General features: G+C 57.2%; 16 protein-coding genes. 7 read left to right on the top strand and 9 right to left on the bottom strand.

Translation table 11 applies throughout. The features are described 5' to 3' along the window. The first annotated feature begins 50 nt into the window (after positions 1-50). A complete protein-coding gene (gene crgA / locus D2E25_RS08255; RefSeq protein ID WP_125981697.1) occupies positions 51-527 on the top strand; it encodes a cell division protein CrgA in 477 nt (158 codons plus the stop codon). Positions 528-649: 122 nt separating this feature from the next. Here crgA and D2E25_RS08250 read toward each other — a convergent pair whose 3' ends face one another. Together D2E25_RS08250 and D2E25_RS08245 are read right to left on the bottom strand one after the other, a co-directional pair. Then, positions 650-1,954, bottom strand: coding sequence for a THUMP-like domain-containing protein (locus D2E25_RS08250; RefSeq protein WP_125981695.1), 1,305 nt, complete (start codon positions 1,952-1,954; stop codon positions 650-652). A gap of 426 nt (positions 1,955-2,380) precedes the next feature. After that, on the bottom strand, positions 2,381-3,169 hold the full coding sequence (locus D2E25_RS08245; RefSeq protein WP_125981693.1) for a rhomboid family intramembrane serine protease: 789 nt from the start codon (positions 3,167-3,169) through the stop codon (positions 2,381-2,383). A 183-nt stretch (positions 3,170-3,352) separates the two neighbouring features. On the opposite strand from D2E25_RS08245, the gene D2E25_RS08240 reads away from it, so the two are divergent. Further along, complete coding sequence (locus D2E25_RS08240) at positions 3,353-3,589, top strand: hypothetical protein (RefSeq protein WP_125981691.1); 237 nt, start codon at positions 3,353-3,355, stop codon at positions 3,587-3,589. Positions 3,590-3,795: 206 nt separating this feature from the next. Here D2E25_RS08240 and D2E25_RS08235 read toward each other — a convergent pair whose 3' ends face one another. Then, entirely contained in the window at positions 3,796-6,240 is a 2,445-nt protein-coding gene (locus D2E25_RS08235) for a glycogen/starch/alpha-glucan phosphorylase (protein WP_125981689.1), read from the bottom strand. Between the two features lie 369 nt (positions 6,241-6,609). On the opposite strand from D2E25_RS08235, the gene D2E25_RS08230 reads away from it, so the two are divergent. After that, on the top strand, positions 6,610-6,996 hold the full coding sequence (locus D2E25_RS08230; RefSeq protein ID WP_125981687.1) for a sterol carrier family protein: 387 nt from the start codon (positions 6,610-6,612) through the stop codon (positions 6,994-6,996). A gap of 142 nt (positions 6,997-7,138) precedes the next feature. Here the strand turns inward: D2E25_RS08230 and D2E25_RS08225 are convergent, their stop codons facing one another. Continuing rightward, positions 7,139-7,522, bottom strand: a complete 384-nt coding sequence (locus D2E25_RS08225) for a DUF3073 domain-containing protein (protein WP_125981685.1) — start codon at positions 7,520-7,522, stop codon at positions 7,139-7,141. Between the two features lie 139 nt (positions 7,523-7,661). On the opposite strand from D2E25_RS08225, the gene trpS reads away from it, so the two are divergent. Further along, positions 7,662-8,756 (top strand): tryptophan--tRNA ligase, encoded by a 1,095-nt coding sequence (gene trpS / locus D2E25_RS08220; RefSeq protein WP_125981683.1) that lies wholly within the window; start codon positions 7,662-7,664, stop codon positions 8,754-8,756. Positions 8,757-9,047: 291 nt separating this feature from the next. Here the strand turns inward: trpS and D2E25_RS08215 are convergent, their stop codons facing one another. The 3 genes from D2E25_RS08215 to D2E25_RS08205 all read right to left on the bottom strand — a co-directional run bounded on the left by D2E25_RS08215 (position 9,048) and on the right by D2E25_RS08205 (position 14,573). Next, the gene (locus D2E25_RS08215) at positions 9,048-10,610 is read right to left on the bottom strand and encodes an amidohydrolase (protein WP_125981682.1); all 1,563 of its coding nucleotides are present in this window, start codon (positions 10,608-10,610) and stop codon (positions 9,048-9,050) included. A 182-nt stretch (positions 10,611-10,792) separates the two neighbouring features. Next, positions 10,793-12,421, bottom strand: coding sequence for a sodium/proline symporter (locus D2E25_RS08210; protein WP_125981681.1), 1,629 nt, complete (start codon positions 12,419-12,421; stop codon positions 10,793-10,795). Between the two features lie 268 nt (positions 12,422-12,689). After that, complete coding sequence (locus D2E25_RS08205; RefSeq protein WP_125981779.1) at positions 12,690-14,573, bottom strand: threonine/serine exporter family protein; 1,884 nt, start codon at positions 14,571-14,573, stop codon at positions 12,690-12,692. A gap of 418 nt (positions 14,574-14,991) precedes the next feature. On the opposite strand from D2E25_RS08205, the gene D2E25_RS08200 reads away from it, so the two are divergent. The 3 genes from D2E25_RS08200 to D2E25_RS08190 all read left to right on the top strand — a co-directional run bounded on the left by D2E25_RS08200 (position 14,992) and on the right by D2E25_RS08190 (position 20,351). Further along, entirely contained in the window at positions 14,992-17,745 is a 2,754-nt protein-coding gene (locus tag D2E25_RS08200; protein ID WP_125981680.1) for a phosphoenolpyruvate carboxylase, read from the top strand. A gap of 418 nt (positions 17,746-18,163) precedes the next feature. Beyond that, positions 18,164-19,285, top strand: a complete 1,122-nt coding sequence (locus D2E25_RS08195; RefSeq protein WP_241217105.1) for an ATP-binding protein — start codon at positions 18,164-18,166, stop codon at positions 19,283-19,285. Between the two features lie 163 nt (positions 19,286-19,448). Then, complete coding sequence (locus D2E25_RS08190) at positions 19,449-20,351, top strand: alpha/beta hydrolase (RefSeq protein ID WP_164514778.1); 903 nt, start codon at positions 19,449-19,451, stop codon at positions 20,349-20,351. Positions 20,352-20,444: 93 nt separating this feature from the next. On the opposite strand, the gene D2E25_RS08185 is transcribed toward D2E25_RS08190, so the two are convergent. Together D2E25_RS08185 and D2E25_RS08180 are read right to left on the bottom strand one after the other, a co-directional pair. Further along, complete coding sequence (locus D2E25_RS08185) at positions 20,445-21,449, bottom strand: LacI family DNA-binding transcriptional regulator (RefSeq protein WP_164514777.1); 1,005 nt, start codon at positions 21,447-21,449, stop codon at positions 20,445-20,447. 274 nt (positions 21,450-21,723) lie between these two features. Further along, a complete protein-coding gene (locus D2E25_RS08180) occupies positions 21,724-23,277 on the bottom strand; it encodes an MFS transporter (protein ID WP_125981677.1) in 1,554 nt (517 codons plus the stop codon). Between the last annotated feature and the right edge of the window lie 201 nt (positions 23,278-23,478).

Below are 23,478 nucleotides of genomic sequence, written 5' to 3'. Positions count from 1 at the left end.
GAGTGTAGCCGCTATTATGACTTTTAGCCTATTGAATGGAGACTACGCTGATGGCTGATACAGAGCTGCACGGAACTGACTCGGAGGACCAGAAGGACTGGCAGGACGAGACCGCAACCACTACGGATACTGCTACGGACGCCAAGGAATCTGACGCCGACGCAAATGAGAATGACGACTACGGCGTCCCGATGGACAAGGTCGAGGCCGTGCTGAACGCCACTGCTGACAAGTCTGCCATGACCCCGCAGATGCAGCGCATGATGGCGCGCCAGGCGGAGAACACCCGCCGCGTTGAGGAGTCTATTAAGGGCACCAAGTCGAATCCGCGCTGGTTTGTGCCGCTGTTCTGCGCACTGATGATCATCGGTCTGATCTGGGCTGTTGTGTACTACCTCTCCCCCAGCAGCGACAAGAACATCGCTAACGGTGGCACGTGGCCGATCCCGGGTATTGGCCCGTGGAATCTGGCGATCGCGTTCACGATTATCATGGCCGGCTTCATCATGACGATGTGGTGGCGCTGATCTCGCGGCGCATACCGCGTTCACAGTAACGATTTTTTCAAAAGGCCGTATGCCCTTATTGCGTAACCCGGGCATACGGCCTTTTTGCACCCTCAAACAGGCTATATGCCCGGGCATGTAGCTTACGCCGCACAGCGCGTGCAGCGGATGAGCACGTGCTTATTCCCGGCGAGCGTAGTGGCGAACAGATAGACGTCGCCGCCATCGCCGAGTTTGAGCTTTTTGCGTAATTGGGCCACGGTGAGCGGGAAATTGCGCACGGCGATATTCGCTTTGGCTGCGCCTTGCAACAAGGTCTTTACCTCTTTTTTGCCCATACCGCCCATGGCTTCAACAGCGAACGCCCGACCGGGAAAACCGCTGATTGGCTGATCGGCAGCAGATACCAACAAATGACTATTGGGCCCGATCTGCGTAATGCCGTATCGTTCTTCGAGCAGCGCAAAACAACCTGCCTTCATCAGGGAGGCATTCGGCTCATACAAGTAGCGGATCGGCTGCGGTAGCGGCGCAAAGCCTAATGCTCGATCTGATGAAGTATTGGCAGGATCGTAAGCAAAATCCACGATGTCATTGTCGTTCACGCAATACACGCGCACTGGAGCATCATTATCGCTTGTACGGCGGCTATGCCGGCGTTCAAGTACGAGCAGTAGCTCCTTGCACTCGTTGCCAGTGGAGACGATATGCACTTCGCTCACGGCGCCGCGGAAGTCTGCTACCGTTTTGCGCCAGTCAAGCATCGGAGACAGTTTGATCATGACATGCGGGGCGAGTTCTAGCAGACGATCTTTGAGCGCGAGTACGTCCGGCGTGCAATCTTCGATGGCGTATGTGCGGCCGCCGTGTTCATCGCGCCGCGCTGGGTCAATAAAGATAAGCGCCGGCTGGCTGGGCGCAATGCGCGTGATCTGATCATCGGCAAGCATGGTCACTGCGTCACCGCACACAATGCGTACGTGGCGTAATCCAAGCGCCTGCATGTTGTGCTCAGCAAGCACACATAAATGTTCCTGCCGCTCGATATAGACCGTCTGAGCGAATTCTCGAGCCATATAGGAGCAATCCACGCCGAAGCCGCCGGTGAGATCGACTAAGCAGCCGTTTGCGGCTTTGCCGGCGGCGCTGTTTGCAGCACTGTTTGCAGCACCGTTAGCCGCGCTGGTGAGGCGGCGCGCAAGATCGGCTTTGTACTGGGCGGTGAATTGCGATGAGCATTGTTCCATGGATAGATGCGGCGGGTAGATAATGCCGCTCTGCTCGGCCCATTGTGGCAGTTTGGTGCGCGCGGTCTGCCAGCCGGCGATTTGGTCGAGTGCGAATGGCAGATCGAGACCGTCTTCGCGTTTGGCTTTGAGCGCGAGATCGCGTACGTTATCAAGCCGATGCTCGGCGATGAATCGGGCAGTCTGCGGCGTAATGAGCATGGCCATTATCTTAGCGACAGTGCCGATATGTCGATTATTGAGATTCGTAGCGGGCAGCCGAATACACAAAACAGGTATTCGCCATACACAAATGTGCATATCCACAGTGTCTACGAATAAGTTATACACACTCACAAACCGCGGAAAATAGCGGATTGTGCATAGTTATCCACAAGTTATCCACCGTATATCCACTCGGAAGTGGGGTTTATCCACACGTTACCCACCGATTATCCCCATCACCCTCGTAGATAAGCATTGTGGATAAGTCACTGTGCACATTATGCACATCACATAATCGGCGGAATTTCAACGATTAATACCACTTTGCACACCTTGTTGATGGCACTTATCCACGAGATATACCCATGTTATCCACATAGTTTTCCACATATGTGGAAAACTACACGTGCGTAATTCTGTAGGTCACAATCCCACTGAAAGTAGCGGATTGAACTGGTTGCACAGTGCTATCAGTACAACGATCGCCGCAAACAGCGCGAGACCATACACCACGGTGCGCCAAGCGAGACTCTTTGATCGGAACGCTGGAAGTCCGGCGGTCAGCAGCGCGGTCATCGCACCACCGACGAGGAAACCGCCCACATGCGCCTGCCAGGCGATACCGCCTACTACGAGCGGCAGGAGGAAGTTCACCGCCATCCAAATCAGCATCGAGCGAATATCCTCGCCGATACGCCGGTACACCACGAGCATCGCCGCAAATAGGCCAAACAGGGCACCAGAAGCCCCGTACGCGCCGGTATACCAGGCTTCTAGACTTGTTGGGTGGATAGCAGCCCAAGCCATCATGCCGAGCCCTCCGCCAAGGCCAGAGAGCGTGTACAGTGCGAGGAATGGCCAGTGCCCCATCATGCGTTCTAGCATGGGTCCGACGCTCCATAGCGCGAACATGTTGAACAAGATGTGCAAGATCGTATTGGGTGCGTGAAGGAACATTGAGGTGATGAACGTCCACGGTTCGCGTACGGCGGTAAGTGGCGCGAGACGACCGTAGCCGACCAGAATATTGAGGCCGGTTGGCCAAACAAGACTGAGCAGCATCTCCAGCACCCAGATTGCCACGCAGGCGACGATGATCGCACCGGTGATTACTGGGCCGCCCGCATTCCATTGGTTACGGATCGAGCGCTTGGAAAAAATAGATCGCAGTGATGGCGATCCGGGGAACAGACTGAAACGACCATTGCTCATACTGCTCACTGTAGCGGAACGCACACACCGCGAACGTTTGCATACTGAAAACGATAGAGGCGGCATATTGGCTGCATATTGGCCGAGTGTCCCGCACGCAATCACCACATTTTGCTGATTAAGATGGAATGCAGGGTTGGTTTGGATGGGCAGATCAGCCATTGTATTGGGAAAGGAGCCGTCATGGAGAACAAGTCTTCAAACGGTTGGAAGTTCTTTGCGCTGTTCTTTGGCGCGTTGCTTGCTGCCATGGTTGGACTGTATATCTACAAGCAGCAGAACCCGGATTATGATCCGTGGGAGGAGCCGTGGGAGAACAGCTCGTCTCCGGTTGACTTGGGCTTGACGAAGGATAAGGGCGAGGCTGACGCTGACGAGGAGCCTGCTGCCGAGGCTGAGACTGCTGAGGAAGCTGCCTGATTTCTGCGTTTCTCTACCGTTCGTCATCACGATCGGTTACTATCGCTTACTAGTGGGCCCGTGCGTATCATCTGCGCACGGGCCCACTTAGTTTTTTAAGCAACCCTACGCAGCGATCTGCGCCTCTCCTTCTCAAACACAAAAGCGCGCCCGCAGCAATAACTGCAGACGCGCTTTGTTAGTCAGCTGGAGGCCGACTATAGCCGTCAGGCCAGAGGACCGGTCTTCCAGATACGCTCGAGGTAATCCTCGATCGAACGATCCGAGCTGAAGAAGCCGGAGTTGGCGACGTTGAGGAGGGCCTTGCGGTTCCACTCGAGCGGGTCGCGGTAGAGCTTCTCGATTTCGGCCTGGATGTCGGCGTAGGCGGAGAAGTCGGCGAGGGTCATGAACCAGTCCTTGGTGAGCCAGTCGGAGACGAGAGGCGCGTAGGCGTTGCGGTCGCCGTTGGAGAAGGTGCCGTTGGCGACGAGGTCGATGGCCTGCTTGAGGCGCGGGTCGGCTTCGTAGTACTTGGCCGGATCGTAACCGTCGGCGTAGAGCTTCTCAACCTCGTCGACGGTCATGCCGAAGAGGAAGAAGTTGTCGGCGCCGACGCGCTCACGGATTTCGACGTTGGCACCGTCGAGGGTGCCGACGGTGAGGGCGCCGTTGAGGGCGAACTTCATGTTGCCGGTACCGGAGGCTTCCTTACCAGCCTGGGAGATCTGCTCGTCGAGTTCGGTGGCCGGGATGAGGTTCTGGGCCATTTCGATGTTGTAGTTCGGGAGCATGTGGACGGCGAGCTTGCCCTTGACGTCTGGATCGTTGTTGACGACCTTGGAGACGTTGTTGATGAGCTCGATGGTCATCTTGGCCAGGTAGTAGCCCGGGGCAGCCTTGGCGCCGAAGAACACGGTGCGCGGCAGGATGTCGTCGGCGGAGACGGTGCCGTTCTTGATGGCAGCGTACTTGGAGATGACAGCGAGGATCTTCAGCGACTGGCGCTTGTACTCGTGCAGACGCTTGACCATGGTGTTGAACAGGGTGTTCTCGTCGATGTCGATGCCGTAGTGGTCCTTGGCGAAGCCAACGAAGGAGTGCTTGTTGGCGGCCTTGACGGCGGCGAACTTCTTGACGAATTCGTCGTCCTCGGCCAGCGGAACCAGGCCCTTGAGCAGCTCAAGGTCGCTCAGCCACTTGTCGGTGCCGAGGCCTTCGGTGATCAGGTCGGACAGGGCCGGGTTGGCGAGCTTGATGAAGCGACGCGGGGTGACGCCGTTGGTCACGTTGGTGAACTTGTCCGGGTAAGCGTCGGAGAAGTCCTTGAGGGTCATGTCCTTGAGCAGCTGGGAGTGCAGTTCGGCCACGCCGTTGACGTGGGAGCCGCCGTAGGTGGCGAGGTAGGCCATGCGCACAGCGTCACCGGTGTAGATGCGCATACGCTCGATGGTCGCGTCGTCGATGCCCTTGCCCTTGAGCTCGTCTTCGAACTGTGCGTTGATCTTCTCGATGATTTCGAGGTGACGCGGCAGCAGTTCGCCGATGAGGCTTGCCGGCCACACTTCGAGTGCTTCTGGCAGCAGGGTGTGGCAGGTGTAGTTGAAGGTCTTCTGGGTGATGGACCATGCGGTATCCCAGTCGTAGTCGTACTCATCGATGAGGATGCGCATGAGCTCCGGGATGCCGATGACCGGGTGAGTATCGTTGAGCTGGAAGGTGATCTTGTTCGGGAAGGTGGTCAGGTCCGGCTTGGCTTCGCCCGGGTAGAAGACGCGGATGGCGTCGTGCAGGGAAGCGGCAACGAAGAAGTACTGCTGCTCGAGGCGCAGTTCCTTACCGACCTTGGTGGAATCTTCCGGGTAGAGGATCTTGGAGATGTTCTCGGCCTTGACCTGCGGCTTGACGGCTTCCATGTACTCGGAGCGGTTGAAGGCGAGCAGATCGAACTCGTCGTAGGACTTGGCGGTCCACAGACGCAGCGTGTTCACGCGCTGGGACTTGTAGCCCGGCACCATGTAGTCGACCGGCACGGCGCGAACGGACCAAGCTGGCTTCCACACGCGCTTGCCGTTTTCTTCGACGACTTCGCCGCCGAAGGAGACCTTCTGGTCACGGTTGTAGTCGACGTGACCCCACGGCTCTTCGTTGTTCAGCCAGTAGTCAGGGGTTTCGACCTGCTTGCCGTCCTTATCGAAGGTCTGCTTGAAGATGCCGTAGCGGTACTGGATGCCGTAGCCGAAGGCGGGCACGCCGAGGGAGGCGAGGGAGTCGATGAAGCAGGCGGCGAGACGGCCGAGACCGCCGTTGCCCAGGCCCGGCTCGTATTCGGCGTCGATAACGTCCTTGGGGGTGAAGCCGAGGGATTCGACAGCTGCGTCGAACTGCTCGGTCAGGCCAGCGTTGAGGAGTGCGTTCTCCAGCTGCTTACCCATGAGGAATTCGGCGGAGAAGTAGCCGACGGCCTTGGTGTTGCCGTTGACCATGTCGTGCTGGGTCTTGAACCATGCGTCCTGCAGGTGGCGACGCACGGCGAGCGAGGAGGCGACGTACACATCAGCCGCGGTGGCCTGCTCCGGGGTCACACCCTGAACGTACTTGAGCTGTTCGCGGATGCTGTCAGCGAACTCCTGGTTCGTTACGGGAGATTTAGGTGCAGTGGTTTCAGTCATATCCTGACTCTCTTTCCGGATTGTTTTCCCTTCTCGATTATGGTCTGGCTTGGTTGCCGCCCATAAACGTCAGGGTGAACGCTGCGTTACGTTATGCAATCGTTTGCAAAAACAAAAGTCATAGTACATCAATCTCACCCCAGATGCCAATGACACATTGCAATCCGGGTGTTTCATATTTTCAATAGGTGCCGTAATCGCGTTATGTGAGGCCGAATATGCGCTGTCGTAAGTCATGATCATGACTACGTATTCGACTACGTAATTGGCGTGTAATCAGCCGATATTTCGTCAATATTCCGCTACTGATTCGCAAACGATCTCAGCAAACGATCTCAGCCCCAAAAAGCAGTGAGGCACAATAGAGTCATGCCAGTAATTCGAGACCAGGATCTAGCCAAAGGCGAGCGCGCGTGGAACCAGTGGCGCGAGGCCGCCGAACAGTCCGCAGACGCGCCAACGCAATTGCCGCGCCCCGTATGGGCGATGGCCGTGCGGTACACGCTGTTTCTGCTGGAACGCAAGGCTCCCGGCCCGGGGGTTGAAGTGCGTGTCGCGCCGTGGGGTGCGATCAAAATTTTGGATGGTCCTGCTTCAGATCCGCATAATCTCACGCCACCGGATGTTATTGAACTCGATCCAGACGTGTGGCTGCGGCTCGCGGCTGGTGTGACCACATGGGCACAAGAGAAGGATGCTGGGCATATTAGCGCGGTCGGCGAGCGCGATGATTTGAGTGCGCTGCTGCCGCTGTGATGCAGCGATACAGCGATGCAGTAGCGAATAGCAGTAAGCCGCCGATATGTTCATCGGCGGCTTACTGCTTATTGCTGAAGTTCATCGAACCTATTAGCGATGGCGAGCGATGCGGCTCAATCCCGTTGGATTACCCGTTGGATTAGTTCTTCTTGGGTTTGAGCGCGCTCGGAATCGGCATCGGGATAGGTTTGTGCGCCATCGGCTTTGGTGCGGATGGCTTTACGGCTGGCATTTCACCGCTGGTCGCCTTTGCGGCGGCTTCTGCAGCCCACTTGGCGTACTCGTCGAGATCGTCGGCGGAGTCGACAGTGGCGTCAGCGCTCGACTCATCATCAATGTCTGAATCAGTGTCCGAATGGTGAGAATACTGCGCTTCAATATCAGCAAAAGGATCAGGCGAACCAGTGCCGGGTTCCTGAGAGCTCAACTCTTTGGCAAGCTCATCGTAATCGGTATCGGTGGTCAGGTACTTGAGCTTCCGGGCAATTTTCTGCTGCTTGGCTTTCTGACGTCCGCGGCCCATGCGACCCCCTGGGAAAAACTGTTAACTATCGATTCATCACATAAGAGAGTACCACTTGTTATGCAAGGATTGGTTGTCTGCTCGGACTTTTACGATAAAAGCGATATTTTCAGGCGTTTTGAACCATCAAAGGGCGATTATGACGGATCAGGAACAGCAGTTAACGGCCGCAGGTAATGAAATGAGCGCGAGCTTCCTCGCAGCAAAGAAGCGTTCGGACGAAACGCTCGCCAAGCTCGAGGCAAACCCGAGCAAGTTCACGATGCTCACCGGCGACCGCCCGACCGGCCGTCTGCATCTTGGACATTATTTCGGATCGATCCGCGAGCGCGTCGCCATGCAGGAGCGCGGCGTGAACACGAACATCATCATCGCTGATTATCAGGTCATCACCGACCGCGATACCACCGAGCACATTCAGGACAATGTGCTTAACCTCGTGCTCGATTACATGGCCGCGGGTATCGACCCGAAGAAGACGATGATCTTCACGCACTCCGCCGTTCCGGCTGAGAACCAGCTGATGCTGCCGTTCCTCTCGCTGGTTACCGAGGCTGAGCTGCACCGCAATCCGACCGTCAAGTCCGAGATGGAAGCTTCCGGCCACGCACTGACCGGCCTGCTGCTGACCTACCCGGTGCACCAGGCGTGCGACATCCTGTTCTGCAAGGCGAACGTTGTGCCGATCGGCAAGGATAACCTGCCGCACGTGGAGATTACGCGTACGATCGCGCGCCGCTTCAACGAGCGCTACGCGAAGAAGCACCCGGTGTTCCCGGAGCCGGCTGCAATCCTCTCGGAAGCGCCGGAAATCCCGGGTCTTGATGGTCGCAAGATGAGCAAGTCGTACGGCAACTCGATCATGCTGGGCGCTACGGCCGAGGAGACTGCGAAGCTGATCAAGAAGAGCCCGACTGATTCTGAGCGCAAGATCACCTTCGATCCGATTGCTCGCCCGCAGGTCTCCGCACTGCTGACCACCGCTGGCTTGGTGACTGGCCGCGATCCGAAGGAGATCGCCGAGGAGATTGGCGAGGCTGGTGCAGGCGCGCTCAAGGCGTATGTGATCGAATCCGTGAACGAGTTCCTCGCACCTCACCGCGAGCGCCGTGCCGAGCTGGCGAAGGATATGGATTATGTGCGCGACGTACTGCACGATGGCAACCAGCGCGCAAACGCTATCGCCGAGGAGACTCTCGAGCAGGTGCGCGAGGCGATGGGCATGAAGTACTGAGTCGCTGACTCATTGTTGACTTATAGGGCTAACTTATAGACCTAGGGCTGGTTATCCATTGCGGTAACCAGCCCTGCGCGTATTTATTCCGGTTGACGTAGGTTTGGTGTGCATATCCGGTTCACTACACCAACCCAATCGTGTGCATATCCGGTTCATTTATCCGGTTGTGTGCATATCCGGTTCGTGTAAGGCCGAAAATCGGCTCTCAACGGTCCGGAAATGCACACAACCGTATAAATGAACCGGATGCACACACAACCAGATGAGGTCTCTAGTGGGTTAACAGGTTTAGTGGGTTCTCTGGCCCGCTACGAAGGTCATGACCACATGGCTCGGCATAGCGCGCATGGCCTCTGGGGTTTCCAGCGCAGTGGGATCGGTGTCGAGTAACACCAAATCCGCAGGATCACCAGCCGCTGGATTCACACGCCCCACCTCGGTTGAAGCAGCCAACGCCACCTCGACTGGCAGGCACTGTTCAGGCTGGAATGGTTCACGCGAAGAACTCTCCGTACCAAACACGGCGGCAGAAATCGCCAGCCACGGGTCAAGTGGGGCGACGGGCGCGTCTGAACCCATGCGCAGCTTCGCGCCAGCATCGTAGAGTGAGCGGAAGGCATATGGAATACCGGCCGGATTCGCCCAGAATCGCGCGATAACATCCCGATCATCCATCGCGTGCTGCGGTTGAATGCTGGCGGTCAGTCCCAGCTGAGCAAACCGCGGAATATCAACAGGCTTGAGCATTTGCGCATGCTCGATAGAGCCATGCGCGCCGGTAGCTGCGGCGGCATCAAGCACGATCGTGTTCGCTTCATCGCCGATAGCGTGGCACGCGATATCGAAGTCATGCTCGGTAGCCAATCGCATATAATCTTCGATCTGCTGCGGCGTGTAGCTCAACGTGCCGTAAGTCGGCGGCTCGATACCGGAGTACGGGGTGGAGCAGTATGCCGAGCGAGTGTTGAGCGAGCCGTCAGAAATGAGTTTCATCGGGCCGACCGTGCCCAATCCGTGCGAGCCTGGCAGCGGCATACCGGTGTGCCAGCCGGCGTCAATCGCCGCCTGCATGCGCTCCGGGTACACGCCAGCTTCCACGCGCAGACCGTTGATTCCAGCGGCAAATCGCGCAATCCACGTGTTGACGTTCTCAGCCATTTCGTAATCGCGAATGCCCACCACGCCTTTAGCCGCCGCATCGCGTTCAGCCTCGCGCAATAGACGATCAGTCTCTTCAGCCGCGCCGGGCGCTTTATCAAACTGCGTGTACGCGTTGAACCAGGCGAGCTCCCCCACTAAGCCGGTAGCATCAACCTCCACGCCGAGCCGGCGCGCGGCTGCGGAGTTCACCCATCCGCAGTGCATATCGGCGCTCGACAGTGCAACGGGCTGATCGCCAGTAACAGCATCGATGGCAGCCAATGTGGGCTGTTCGCTATCCGACCACAGTGAGTGGCGGAATCGCATGCCGACCACGAATGCATTTGGATCCAGTGTGCCGGCGGCACGGCGGGCTTCCAGATGTTCACGCAGCATGGCCATCGCCTCGGCGGCCGAGCGGGCATTAATCAAATCGAGGCGGCCTAGTGTTTTCGACCATTGCGTGAAATGCGTATGGCAATCCCACAGGCCGGGGATTATCCACATGCCGTCAGCGTCAACGATGTCAACAGTATCGGAGGTGTTGCGATCCGCGTCGCGAGCCGCGTCACGCTCCGCGTCACGAATGGTTGCGACACGCTCGCGATCAGTTGCCGTATCGCTCGGGGTTATTGCCGTTATGCGACCATCGGCAATCGTCACATCAACGAGATCATCGGTTCCCACCAAGCGCGCATGAGTAATCAGCATGCCCTCATTATGAACACCACGCACGCATGATGCGGCGAGCATTCCATGTTCCACGCCAAGAAAAACCTCACATCTATGAGCCATCTGTGGGCCGTCTGTGGGCAATTCACCGCGCAAACCCACCCACACACGGCCGGCCCGCATGGCGCAGGCAAGTCCACCTAAGCGCAGAGCAGTAATGCTTAGAGCTGGCGGCGGCGACCTTCTGCGAGGGTTTCGGCAGCAATCAGGTCATCGTCGATCACATCTTCAGATGGATTATCCATATAGTGATCAAACTCGTTGAGAATCTCATCGCTCGGCGGCGCGGTCACCAGCGACACCACAACGATAGCCAGCAGCGACAGAATGAACGCTGGCAGCAGCTCGTAGATCGCGAACACGCCACCAAGCGGCTTAATGAACTCGTGCCAAATAAACACGCTTGCCGCACCAACCAGCATGCCCGCAAGCGCGCCAGAACGGTTTGCGCGGCGCCAATACAGCGAGCACAGCATCAGCGGACCAAACGATGCACCCAAGCCAGCCCACGCATACGAGACGACCTGGAAAATCGAGGAATTCTGATCGTACGCAACCCAAATACCGAACAGGAACATCACCACCAGCGTGGCGCGCGCCACCATCATCACCTGGCGGTCAGAAGCTTTGCGGTGCAACAATCCGCGGAAAATATTCTCGCCCATCGCGGAAGCGCCGATGATCATGTATGACGACGACGAGCTCATCGACGCCGCAAAAATACCAGAAACCACCACACCGCACATAAAGCTCGGCAGCAGCGTCTGCGCGATCACAATGAACACGTTCTCAGCGGTCGCTTGCGTAAGGAACTCAGTGGGCATCATCGCGCGGCCGACCAGACCGATGCAAATGCCGCATGCCAGCGAAATCACACACCAGGTGGTTGCGATAATGCGCGATTTCTTAATCTCATGCACGCTACGAATCGACAAGAAGCGCACCAGCACCTGCGGCATACCGAAATAGCCCAAGCCCCACGCGAGCATGGAAACGATCGTAATAATGCCATAATCAGCGGGCGCGCCAAACACTGCTTGACCATCGCGAATAATCTGCTCACCGAGATCATTCAGCGTCGGCACAGCAACCTGCGTACCGGAGAGGAAGCCCGGAATACCGCGCAAAAACGCGATCGTATTGCCAACACCGCCCACAGAGGCAACCGAGCCAACAAACACGACAGCGAGCGCGAAAAACATCAGCAAGCCTTGAATAAAGTCCGTCACCACCACGGACAGATAACCGCCGACGATCGTATATACAAACACAACGAGCGCGCCAAGAACCATCATCAGGTGGTAGTTGAAACCGAAGAGTGTTGCAAAGAGTTTGCCGACGGTGACGAAGCAGCTGCCAACGTACACGCAGAAGAAAATGAGGATAATCAGCGCTGAGATCGTTGAAAGAATGTTGCGGCGATCGTGAAAGCGCTTGGAGAAGAAGTCAGGGATGGTGATTGCGTCTCCCGCGACGACTGAGTAGCGGCGCAAGCGGCGTGCGACAAGCTTCCAGTTGAGATACGTACCGATGGCTAGGCCCAGCGCGGTCCAGAGCGGGTCAGCAGCACCAGTGAAGTATGCCAAGCCAGGCAAACCCATGAGCAGCCAGCCGGACATGTCGGAGGCTTCTGCGGAGAGGGCAGTGAGCCACGGGCCAACGCCGCGGCCGCCGGCAAAGTACTGCTCAGACGAGGAGTTGGACCGCTTGGAGAAGAAGAATCCAACGGAGAGCATTGCGGCGAAGTAGATGAGCATCGCCAAAAACACCCAGAAATCGCTTGAGACCATGCCAACCGCCTTACCCTAAACCCTATGTGATGTGTTGCGCGCGGCGTTGATTGTCATGTTCGCCGGCACTGATGTACGACCCGATGTGCGCTGGACGATTACCCGCGCATCATTCATCTCTCTCGCCGACATTCCCCGAAAGTGCGGACAATCTCACACAAATGTCTCACAGTATGGTCATAAGAAATGGCCGACGCTGCTCACGAGCGACGCCGGCCATGCAATCAATACGGCTACTACAACCGCTAATACAACCGCCAAATAGCGGCTAGATGTCGTATCTCCAAGACTTATCGGTAACCACGCGCGCCATTGCCAAGCCAATCGGCAGGCAAATAATCACCATAAACGCGCGGAATGCCCAATCGAGCGCGTGCAGCGTCTCGAAGCTGCCGAGATACCACATCGCGCGGTACATATACATGCCGGGCACCATGATCACGATGGACGGCACCGTCAAGCAGATGCGCGGATAGCCAAGGTGCGGCGGCAACCAACCCTTGCGCACCGACGAACGCCACATCGTAGCCAAAATGCCAGCCAAGAACGCGCCAATGAACGCGCCAGCCTCAGCCGGCACACCCATATCCACGAGTTCGAGACGCAGCGTATCGGTGATCATGCCGATGACCGCAGCCGTTAAGCACATGCGCTGCGGGGAGTTAAACATCACCGAGAAGCCCCACACACCAAGGAACGCAAACAGTGCGCGCAACAGCATGTTGACCCACGGGTTCAGGCCAAGCGGTTCGAATCCAGTCGGATGCAAGTGCACAATCGTGGCAACCATCCAACCTGCGAGCGTGGCCATCAAAATGATGCACAACACGTACGTGACGCGCTGCACGCCGGAGGGGAAGTCGATTTTCGCCATGTCAAGACCGCCGGTAATCAGCGGGAATCCGGGGATTACAAACAACATTGCGCCGATATACGCCGTGTCATGTTGCAAGGCAACCGGGTCGAACAGGCCAATCAGTCGGAGCATGCCCGTGCAGGCGAGCGCGGCAACAGCCACGCATACGAAGGTCACAAAGAACTGGTTGAGATGACGTTTGAACAGGAGTCGGCGCAGCCAGTGGCCGAGACCAGCGCCAACGAATGCGCCGATCATGTCGTACGGACCACCGCCGAGCAAAAACACGAAGGATGCGCAGGCGATAGCGGAGGCGAGGCCAGCGAAAGCCGGCGAATACAGTGGCTTGCGGTGTTCGATCATGTCAAGACGCTGATGCGCTTGGCGCACAGTGATGCCGGATTTACCGTTGAAGCCGCGCTCTTTACCGACATGGTCGAAATGCTCGGCATACTGGCCCTTTGGTGGCTTGTGCGCATGCTTGCGAGCATCGGGCGCCGGCGGGATGAAGCCTTCGGATGGGGCTTTGCGGCCGGAGACGTGCGACTTGCAGGAGGCGGACGTGCCGGCTTGTTCGGACGCGCTGGTTTGCTCGGAAGTACCGGTTTGCGCGGACGCACCGCCGTTCTGTTCGCGGGCCGCCTGTTCCTGCGCTGCCTGTGCTCGAGCGCGCTCGTCGGCTGCGCGAGCCGCAAGCGACTGAGTCATCGCAGAATCTGACCAGTCGGACTCATGCACATTGAGCTGCCGCGCAACCGTATCGTTCGGGTTGAGATGCTGGCTGGCCGCCTCAAGCGCGTCGAGCACCGCGTCTTGACCGCCGTGATGCTCCTCAGCCTCTTCCTCCTCGCGCTCTTTGTCTTCTTCGCGTAGCTGCTTGGCGAGCTGGGCGGAAACCTGCGAAGCGTCTTTACTGTCAAGGTGCTGCATCAGCCCCTTCGACACTTCTGGGCGGCTGTGGTACATGGAATCTTCGCCGAGATTGACGCTAAACCAGTCGGCGTAATGCTCAAGCAGCCAAATACGCTCGGTATTCACGCCGGTAGATGGCAGATCAATAACCTCGGTGATGCGGTCTTTGCCGTCGGTGCAGGCGGCTTCGATGTCGGTGAGGTTGACGTCGGCGCGCACGTGCACGCCGAGCGGGTAGGCGATGCGATGCATCATTTCGCGCACGCGGAAGCTTCCGGTGCCGGCGGATAGATCAAGGAGGCCGACGCGCACGATCACGCTGGCTTTGGCGGCGATACCCGCCTCGGTAATGGGTTTATCCCAGTCGCGCTCGATATCTTCCATGTCGAGCGGGATGGAATGCGTATGGAAATGCTGTACTGCGGCGGCGCTGCTCTCACCGTCTTCTCGTTCGTATTGATGCCCTTGACTCACGCTCTTAGGTTTACCGTGCGCCGTGGGCGAAGATCTTCATGACCATATTGGCGTCCATATTTCGAACACCATGATCTCGCAAAACGGAACACACGGCGAATTCGCCCCTAATCCCCGATCGCGCCCACTATTTGGACACTGTCCGAAACGAATATGGACATGAATTTGGGTTCGTAATACAAAATGCGATTAACCGGCCATACAATGATGCTCACGACTTCTGGCCTGAGGCTATGGGCTTGCAACTTTCGACCAAAACAACCGCGGAGGAGCCGCGGATGATCGACTGACCGAGCAACCGACGACCAGGGGGTGAAGGAGGTTATGAATGACCGATACTGATCAGCAGATCACGCCCGCCGACGCGACCATCGTGTCCACGGGTACCGGGACCAAAGGCCCCGAAGAGCGCGACCTGCCGGCATCGCTGAAAGGCGATATGGATCTGTGCCTCGACATCCTGCGCGATGTTTTAGGCGAATATGATCCTCAGCTGCTCGCCACATTCGACACCGTACGCAACTACGCAGTCGAAGCCAGCGCCGAGCATTTCGCCGAAATCAGCGATCCTAATCCCGAAGAGGACGGGCTCGCTAAGGCAGTCGAAACTATCGACGCCATGAACCTGCACGATGCGCAACTGCTCGCTCGTGCATTCGCAACATATTTCCACTTGGCCAATCTGAGTGAGGAAAACTACCGCGTCTCCGTGCTGCACCAGCGCGAAGCCGAAGTCGACGACAATCAGGCTGTCGACCCGGTGAACGAGATGACGGGCGCTTACCACCAGCTCATCAACGAAATGGGACCGGCCAAGGCTAAGGCGTTGCTCGACAAGCTCGAGTTCCACCCGGTGTTCACCGCGCACCCAACCGAAGCTCGCCGTAAGGCAGTGGAAGGCAAGATCCGCCGTATCGCCGAACTGCTCGAAGCACATAAGACGCTGGGCGGTTCCGATAAGAAGGAGAATTGCCGTCGTCTGTACAACGAGATTGACGCCCTGTTCCGCACGTCGCCGATCGCGCTGAAGAAGCCAACTCCGGTTGAAGAAGCGGATACGATTCTCGACATCTTCGACAACACGCTGTTCCACACGATCCCCGCTGTGTACCGTCGTTTCGACGACTGGGTGCTGGGCGATAAGGCTGGACTCGTTGAGCCGGTGTGCCCCGCGTTCTTCCACCCGGGCAGCTGGATTGGCTCCGACCGTGATGGCAACCCGAACGTTACCGCTAAGGTGAGCCGCTTGGTGGCTCGCAAGTTCAGCGATCACGTGATCGGCGCGCTTGAAGAGGCAACCCGCACGGTCGGCCGCAACCTGACCATGGAGTCTGAAACGACTCCGGCTAGCGCCGAGCTGAAGAACTTGTGGAACCATCAGAAGGAGATGAGCGAGCGCCTGACTGATAAGGCCGCGCTGATCTCTACGAAGGAACTGCACCGCGCTGTCATGCTGGTGATGGCTGATCGCCTGCACTACACGATCGAGCGCGACGCGGACCTGATGTACCACACGTGCGAGGATTTCATTGCTGACCTGAAGGTTGTGCAGCGTTCTCTCGCCGAGGCGGGCGCTAAGCGTTCCGCGTACGGCCCGCTGCAGGATCTGATCTGGCAGGCTGAAACGTTCGGCTTCCACATGGTCGAAATGGAGTTCCGTCAGCACTCGGTCGTGCACGCTCGCGCTTTGGAAGACATTCGCGAACACGGCCTGCATGGCGAGCGTGGCCCGCTGCAGCCGATGACGCACGAAGTGCTCGACACGTTCCGCGCGCTTGGTTCTATCCAGAAGCGCAACGGTATGAAGGCTGCTCGCCGCTACATCATCTCGTTCACGAAGTCCGCGCAGAATGTGCGCGACGTGTACGAGCTGAACCGTTTGGCGTTCGCGCACCCTGAGGATGTGCCGACGATCGACGTGATTCCGCTGTTCGAGCAGCTGGAAGATCTTGAGAACTGCGTGGATGTGCTCGAAGAGATCGTCAAGATCCCTGAAGTGCAGGCGCGCCTGAAGGCTACCGGCGGCAAGATGGAAGTCATGCTCGGCTACTCCGATTCTTCGAAGGATGCCGGCCCGACCACCGCTACGCTGGCGCTGCACTCTGCAGAGTCGCGTATCGTCGAGTGGGCAGCAAAGCACGATATTGATCTGACCCTGTTCCATGGCCGCGGTGGCGCTGTCGGCCGTGGTGGTGGCCCGGCTAACCGTGCAGTGCTTGCTCAGCCGAAGGGTTCGGTGAACTGCCGCTTCAAGCTGACCGAGCAGGGCGAGGTTATTTTTGCCCGTTACGGCAACCCGGTGCTGGCCGTGCGCCACATCGAGTCTGTTGCGGCCGCGACGCTGCTGCAGTCTGCTCCGAGCGTTGAGAAGACGAACACGGAGATGACCGAGAAGTATGCGGATATGACGAAGGTGCTCGACGATGCGTCGCATGAGCGCTTCCTCGATCTGCTGAACACGCCTGATTTTGCACCGTGGTTCTCGATTGTTACCCCGTTGACTGAGGTTGGCTTGCTGCCGATCGGTTCTCGCCCGGCTAAGCGTGGCTTGGGTGCGAAGTCGCTTGACGATCTGCGTACGATTCCGTGGGTGTTCTCGTGGGCTCAGGCGCGTATTAACTTGGCTGCTTGGTACGGCTTGGGTACTGCGTGCGAGAAGTTCGGCGATCTGGATACGCTGCGTCAGGCGTACGAAGAGTGGCCGCTGTTCTCGACGTTTATCGACAACATCGAGATGTCGCTCGCGAAGACCGATGAGCGTATCGCCAAGATGTATCTTGCGCTCGGCGATGATCCGGAGCTCTCGCAGAAGGTGCTTGACGAGATGGAGCTGACCACGAAGTGGGTGCTCAAGATCGTCGGCGATAAGTGGCCGCTGCAGCACCGTCACGTGCTTGGCCAGGCAATTCGCGTGCGCTCCCCGTACGTGGATGCACTGTCTGTCACGCAGTTCCTCGCCTTGCGTTCGCTGCGTAAGAAGGTGGACAAGGAAGAACTCAGCCAAAGCCAGCAGGCAGGCTATATCTACCTCATCCTCTGCACCGTTTCAGGCGTCGCCGCCGGTCTGCAGAATACAGGCTGACGTTTGCGTCGGTGTTGCGCGGCTAGCGCCGTGCAACACCGGTTTGGAAGCCCAGTGGGCTTCCAAACCGCAAACGTGGGGTGTTTTCCGCATCGCTCGCGCTTTGCGCGGCGGAAAACACCCCAGCACAGCAAGCCTCCGCTCCATCAGCGGAGGCTTTCCTTTTCCTGCCGGCGCGCACCGCGCCGCACCCACAATTCCTCGACCCCCCCAATCAGACCCGGCAAGACGTTTCCCGCAACCACCGCGCCGCACCGCACCCACAATTTCTCACCTTCCCCAATCATCTTTTATATTCTTTTATATTCTTTTATAATGTTTTATATTCTTTTATAATCTTTATATTTGAGCACAGAGAATCGAGACACCGGTGACTTCAATGCGTCGAAGCAATCCTTTCAAACCAACCGCCGGCCGTATGCCTCCACTGCTCATCGGGCGCGATGCCATCATTGATGACTTCGAGGAAGGTCTTGATGATGGCCCTGGCGCGCCAGGCCGCCTCATGCGCGTAACCGGCGCACGTAGAGTGGGCAAAACCGTCATTCTGACCGAATTCGGGCGTATCGCTAAGGCTCGAAAATGGGAGGTCATTGATGAGACAGCTTCGGAAGGACTGGCGCAAAGGCTGCTGAACCGTCTTACACCAGACAAGCCATCAATGAACATATCCATTAAGCCTTCGGTATCCATCGCTGGACTTGGAGGGGTCAGCCTTGGCGAAGCTAACGTGTCATCACAACAAATGCCATTGACACTGCGTGCCGCAATGAGCCAGCGACTTGATGTACTGGAGCGCAAGAACGCAGGCCTGCTAGTGACTATCGATGAGGCCCAAGCAGCAGAACGATCCGACATGGTCGCGATCGCCACCGCTGTACAGCATTTGATTCGTGAGGAACGCAATATTGCATTCGTATTTGCCGGCCTACCCACCATTGCTTCTAAATGGCTCAACGATGAGGTGCTCACGTTCTTACGACGTGCTCAGGCGGAGCAATTAGGTGATATTCCCTTGCAAGACGTCCGCGATGCTTTTGAAGACACCTTTGAAGATTCCGGCATAGCTATTGAGGGGAAGGCGCTGGACATGGCGGCCAAAGCCACGGAAGGTTATCCGTTCATGATTCAGCTTGTCGGATATCACATTTGGCGCATTGCCTACCGTCGGAGCAAAAATAGCGATCATGCCGGTTCTGTCACCGTAACCGAACAAGATACCGAACAGGGTATTGCCAATGCGCTCAGCAGACTCGGCGATGCTGTACATGGTCCGGAATTGGACGGCCTTTCCCCAATCGATAAAACGTATCTGCTTGCAATGGCCCAAGATGACGGCCCATCTTCAACCTCCACCGTAGCGGAACGCATGGGGAAAGACGCTGCATATGCAAACATCTACCGCACCAGACTTATCGAAGCGCAGGTGATTAAGGACATGGGCTACGGAAAGGTGGATTTCGCTATTCCTTATCTGCGTCAGTATTTGCGTGAGCATGCAGCCTATATCCGCATGAATTCCTCCGGAACAAGCCTGTAACCACACGACTCACTCAACCCGCTCTCTACGCTAAGACGTGTTCGTCTCAACGGCATCTGCTCCTGCGATGTCATTGCCATCAGGCGCAGGCGCTATAATCTCATCGTTGAGATTTTTCGATCGCTGCTATGTTGCTGCGATATCAAACGCAAAGAGGCTGTATATGCACATCACCGAACTTACTGATCTGGATTACGCAGGCACTGGGCTGCAATCGCACAAGTTGTACCTTGCCATCCCCGAATCCACTTCGAAAATCACCCCGGGAGCGAGCACAGATGGTACAGCACCGGCGCCGCACCCATTAATCGTCTACATTCACGGCGGCGGTTGGGTTGGCGGTAACTTCGACGCTGGAGCGACGGGCCTAGCCACCGGGCGCGCAGACACCGAAGCGTTTCTCAAAGCCGGCTACGCAGTCGCCGTGATTAATTACCGCCTGTCTACCGAGGCGCGCTGGCCTGCACAGATCCATGATTGCAAAGCTGCGATCCGCTTCCTGCGCGCGCATGCAAGCGACTGGAATATCGACCCGAATCGCATTGTTGCGTGGGGTGCATCCGCCGGCGCGCATCTCGCACAATTCCTTGGATTCACCAACGGCAACGAGCACTACGACAACCGTTCCATCGGCTACGATACCGCGACGCGCAACGCCTCCAGCGATGTGAATGTAGTGATCGCAGCGTTTGGCATTAGTAACATCGCCACATGGTCAACATCCGACGCCTACTGGCATGACATGGTCGAATATTACAAAGACACGATTCTGGGCGCCGACCGCACCGCAGCCGAAGAAGCCGATGCGAGCCCGATCGCACACGTAACGACATCGCCATCACTCGCTGAGACTATGCCCCCAATGCTGCTCGCTCACGCCGACGATGATCCGGTCGTGCCTGCGCAGCAAACGCGCGCGTTGGAATGCCGCCTACGCGAAGCAGGGCTGAGCGAGCATATCGAAACGTGGTACCCAGAAACCGGCGGTCACGGCGACCCCGAAGTCTGGCGCTCCCCCAAGGCCACAACGCGTTTTATCGGCTTCTGCAACGCCCACCTTGGCTAACAACAGATCTAGCGAAACAACGAGCGCACAACAAGCAAGGCGCGCGGGCTCACAAAACCCGCGCGCCTTGCTGCTTTACATGTAACTGCCACGCTATTTGCGCGCGGTGGATTCGCGCTCAATAAGCTTGTACCCCACGGTAACGGTTTGCGGGAAATACTCTTTTTCGGGCTGCTCAATACGGCGCATTAGCAAGGTCAACGCGGTATTCGCCATGCCTTTAAAATCCGTGGCAACAGTAGTCAGCGTCGGCACGCTGTACGCGCCTTGGCTCAAACCATCGAAACCAATAACGAGTACATCATCTGGCACATGCACACCGCCATCTGCAAGGCCGCGCAGCACTCCTAAGCCGATGCCATCGTTCAGGCAGTACAAGCCATCATATTTCATGCCTTTGCGGCCTTTTTTCGCGAGCTTACGCCCAGCTTCGATGCCACCGTCAATAGACCATGCGGATTTGATGAAATCGTAGCGTTCATCGAATTCAAGACCAGCGGCGCGAATTTCGGCCGCAGCTGCACGCATGCGGGTGTCTCGCGCACCGGGAATGATGTTGCGGCTTGGATCGCGATTATCGCCAACAATACCAATATGTTTGCAGCCGCGCTCAATGAGATGCCGTGCAGCCACGCGCGAACCTTCAGCACTCGGCGCGTTCACCGTGTCAATGGGAATGGAAGTATCGTAATTCTCCAACATCACCGACGGGTGCTGCTGCAAAATATCGACTGCGCGCGGCGCATTAATCGCGATAATGCCGTCGGAGAACGTATACGACAAGTCGTTATCGTCGTCAAGATACCGCGACAGCTCAATCAGCATATGCGAGCCGCGCTCATGCACTTCCTCAGCAACTGACATTGCAAGATGCGAGAAGTAGTCGCCTTCAATACCGGAGGTGAGAAAGGTGATCGTATCACTGCGCCCAGAACGCAGCGAGCGGCCAGACAAGTTAGTTTTATAGCCAAGCTTCTTCGCCGCTTCGCGCACGCGCTGTATGGTTTCCGGCTTGACATATTCCTTATTGCGCAGCGCTGCAGAAGCTGTGGTGGCGGTTACTCCTGCCAGCTCGCCAACATCTTTCAGCGTCACCATAACAATCACAACTCCTCAAGTTGGATAGTAAATCTCAAAAGTCCTTTAACGATGAGATTAGCGCGTTGGTGCGATGTCAACACGCCACGCGCGTTCACCATATAAGAAAGGCGGGAACCCGAAAACCGAGTTCCCGCTGCATCACGGAAGTTCACAGAACGTTGAAAAACTAACCGCGGCGACGACAGAGGTTGGTTGGAGAGAGAGGCTCATCGCCGCGGTTATGTTATTGAGTAGCCAGCTACCGGGAAGCGGCAACCGGCCAAGTCGGTGATCAGTGCTTGGAAACGTTGATCACGTTGTTGTTGCCCCAGCACTTCTCGTACGGCATACCGGCGAGATCCTCAACAACCTTGCGGGTCTCTTCGGTAACGTCAGCCATGGAGCCACCGTTGCGCAGACGAGCAGACTCAGCCACGAGGATGTCGTGGTTCTTCTCGTTGAGGTGCATGCGGTAGGTCAGTGCGATGCCGACGAGGCAGAGCACGATCACGGTGCCGACGTACATGTAGATGAGCACGTTGACGACCAGGTCAGACTGAGTCTTGACATCAGCGCCGGACTGGAAGCCGACAGCCTGCAGGATGACGCCCACAACGATGGTCACGACGGTGTTGACGATGACTTCGAGGGTGGACTGGATGCCAGCGTACTGGCCTTCACGACGCTTGCCGGTCACGATCTCATCAACATCCGGCACGAAGGACTGGATGTAGGTCTGTGCGTTCACCAGGCCGGAGTTACCAAGCGAGAACGCGGTGATCAGGATGGTGAACCACAGGGTGAGCTGAGCCGGGGACAGCGAGCCACGCATGAGGGCGAGCACGTAGATGCCGGAGAAGAGGATGATGGTCAGCCAGCCGCCGAGACGGTAGCACTTGATGCCGCCGAGCTTGGTGATCAGCGTAGCCCACAGAATCACGCAGGCGATACCGAACGGGAAGCTGAAGCCGGTGGACAGCGAAACCTCAGTCGGGGTGAGCAGCAGGACGAAGATGATGAAGTAGCCGTTGATGGTACCGCGGACAGTACGGAAGGTCTGCTGAGCCAGGTAAATGCCGAGGTAGTTGCGGAAGGTCTTGATGCGCATAACGGACAGGAAGTTCCAGAACACGGAGACAAGACGCTTGAGAACGCCGACCTTCTCTTCGGAACCCTTATCAGCAGCGGACACATCGGTGGTCTCGTCGTACGGACGTTCCTTAATGCACAGTGCGCCAACGATGAGCAGCAGCGTACCGGCAACAGCGTAGATCATTGCGACCTTGAAGTAAGGCTGCCAGCCGTTGGCGCCCCAGATGGCGAAGAGGTAAGCGTTCAGCATGGAGAACACGAAGCCGCCGACGCCGCCACCGATCTGCTGGATAGCAACCAGAGCCGCACGATCCTTGGAATCATCGGTCATTTCGGAAGGCAGTGAGTAGACGACCGTGTTGATGCCCGGGTAGACGCCGTAGTAGATGACGTTGACGACCAGGTAGTACCACACTGGCATGTTCGGCACCCACAGCAGCACGTAGAACAGCAGGTTCAGCGGAGCTGCGATGAGCAGAACGCCCTTACGACGGCCAACCTTACGGCCGAAGGAGGTGGCGTACATACGGTCGGAGATGTAACCCCAAATCGGTGTGATAAAGCCACCGATAGCCTTACCAACTGCAAGCAGCGCGGTAACAATACCGATGCCGATAGCAAGCGGCTGGGTGTAGTAAATCATCTGCCAGGTCATGACCATCGTGGTCATGGTGAACGACAGCGGCAGCAGCGCGTAGGTGAACTTGGTCACCCACGACAGTTTGCGGCCAACCGCGGGAGTCGAGCTGGACATTTCGTATTCTCCTGTTTCTCTGCGGAAAAATCGAAATCGCGCGGCATGATCACAAGGTTTGATAGTGCTTTTGATCACGGTGCAGGTGGATGACAGCTCCGTCTGTTCCACGTTCCCCACAGAGTCTTATCGTTGAGATTCTGCGGTTCGATTTCCCTTACTTGATGTTTGCAAAACATACTGTATCACAAATCTCATCGA

Origin of the sequence: Bifidobacterium goeldii (assembly GCF_003951095.1) — a bacterium.
GTDB lineage: Bacteria > Actinomycetota > Actinomycetes > Actinomycetales > Bifidobacteriaceae > Bifidobacterium > Bifidobacterium goeldii.
Note: the sequence above shows the minus strand (reverse complement) of the source record. Positions and strands in the feature narration are given on the sequence as shown.

Excerpts from the sequence above, each read along its gene's own strand:
- crgA (WP_125981697.1), top strand. The coding sequence starts at position 51 with ATGGCTGATACAGAGCTGCACGGAACTGACTCGGAGGACCAGAAGGAC.
- D2E25_RS08245 (WP_125981693.1), bottom strand. The coding sequence starts at position 3,169 with ATGAGCAATGGTCGTTTCAGTCTGTTCCCCGGATCGCCATCACTGCGA.
- D2E25_RS08180 (WP_125981677.1), bottom strand. The coding sequence starts at position 23,277 with ATGTCCAGCTCGACTCCCGCGGTTGGCCGCAAACTGTCGTGGGTGACC.
- D2E25_RS08225 (WP_125981685.1), bottom strand. The coding sequence starts at position 7,522 with ATGGGCCGCGGACGTCAGAAAGCCAAGCAGCAGAAAATTGCCCGGAAG.
- D2E25_RS08230 (WP_125981687.1), top strand. The coding sequence starts at position 6,610 with ATGCCAGTAATTCGAGACCAGGATCTAGCCAAAGGCGAGCGCGCGTGG.
- D2E25_RS08190 (WP_164514778.1), top strand. The coding sequence starts at position 19,449 with ATGCACATCACCGAACTTACTGATCTGGATTACGCAGGCACTGGGCTG.
- D2E25_RS08195 (WP_241217105.1), top strand. The coding sequence starts at position 18,164 with ATGCCTCCACTGCTCATCGGGCGCGATGCCATCATTGATGACTTCGAG.
- D2E25_RS08240 (WP_125981691.1), top strand. The coding sequence starts at position 3,353 with ATGGAGAACAAGTCTTCAAACGGTTGGAAGTTCTTTGCGCTGTTCTTT.
- D2E25_RS08185 (WP_164514777.1), bottom strand. The coding sequence starts at position 21,449 with ATGGTGACGCTGAAAGATGTTGGCGAGCTGGCAGGAGTAACCGCCACC.
- D2E25_RS08205 (WP_125981779.1), bottom strand. The coding sequence starts at position 14,573 with ATGGAAGATATCGAGCGCGACTGGGATAAACCCATTACCGAGGCGGGT.
- trpS (WP_125981683.1), top strand. The coding sequence starts at position 7,662 with ATGACGGATCAGGAACAGCAGTTAACGGCCGCAGGTAATGAAATGAGC.
- D2E25_RS08235 (WP_125981689.1), bottom strand. The coding sequence starts at position 6,240 with ATGACTGAAACCACTGCACCTAAATCTCCCGTAACGAACCAGGAGTTC.
- D2E25_RS08250 (WP_125981695.1), bottom strand. The coding sequence starts at position 1,954 with ATGCTCATTACGCCGCAGACTGCCCGATTCATCGCCGAGCATCGGCTT.
- D2E25_RS08210 (WP_125981681.1), bottom strand. The coding sequence starts at position 12,421 with ATGGTCTCAAGCGATTTCTGGGTGTTTTTGGCGATGCTCATCTACTTC.
- D2E25_RS08215 (WP_125981682.1), bottom strand. The coding sequence starts at position 10,610 with ATGCTGATTACTCATGCGCGCTTGGTGGGAACCGATGATCTCGTTGAT.
- D2E25_RS08200 (WP_125981680.1), top strand. The coding sequence starts at position 14,992 with ATGACCGATACTGATCAGCAGATCACGCCCGCCGACGCGACCATCGTG.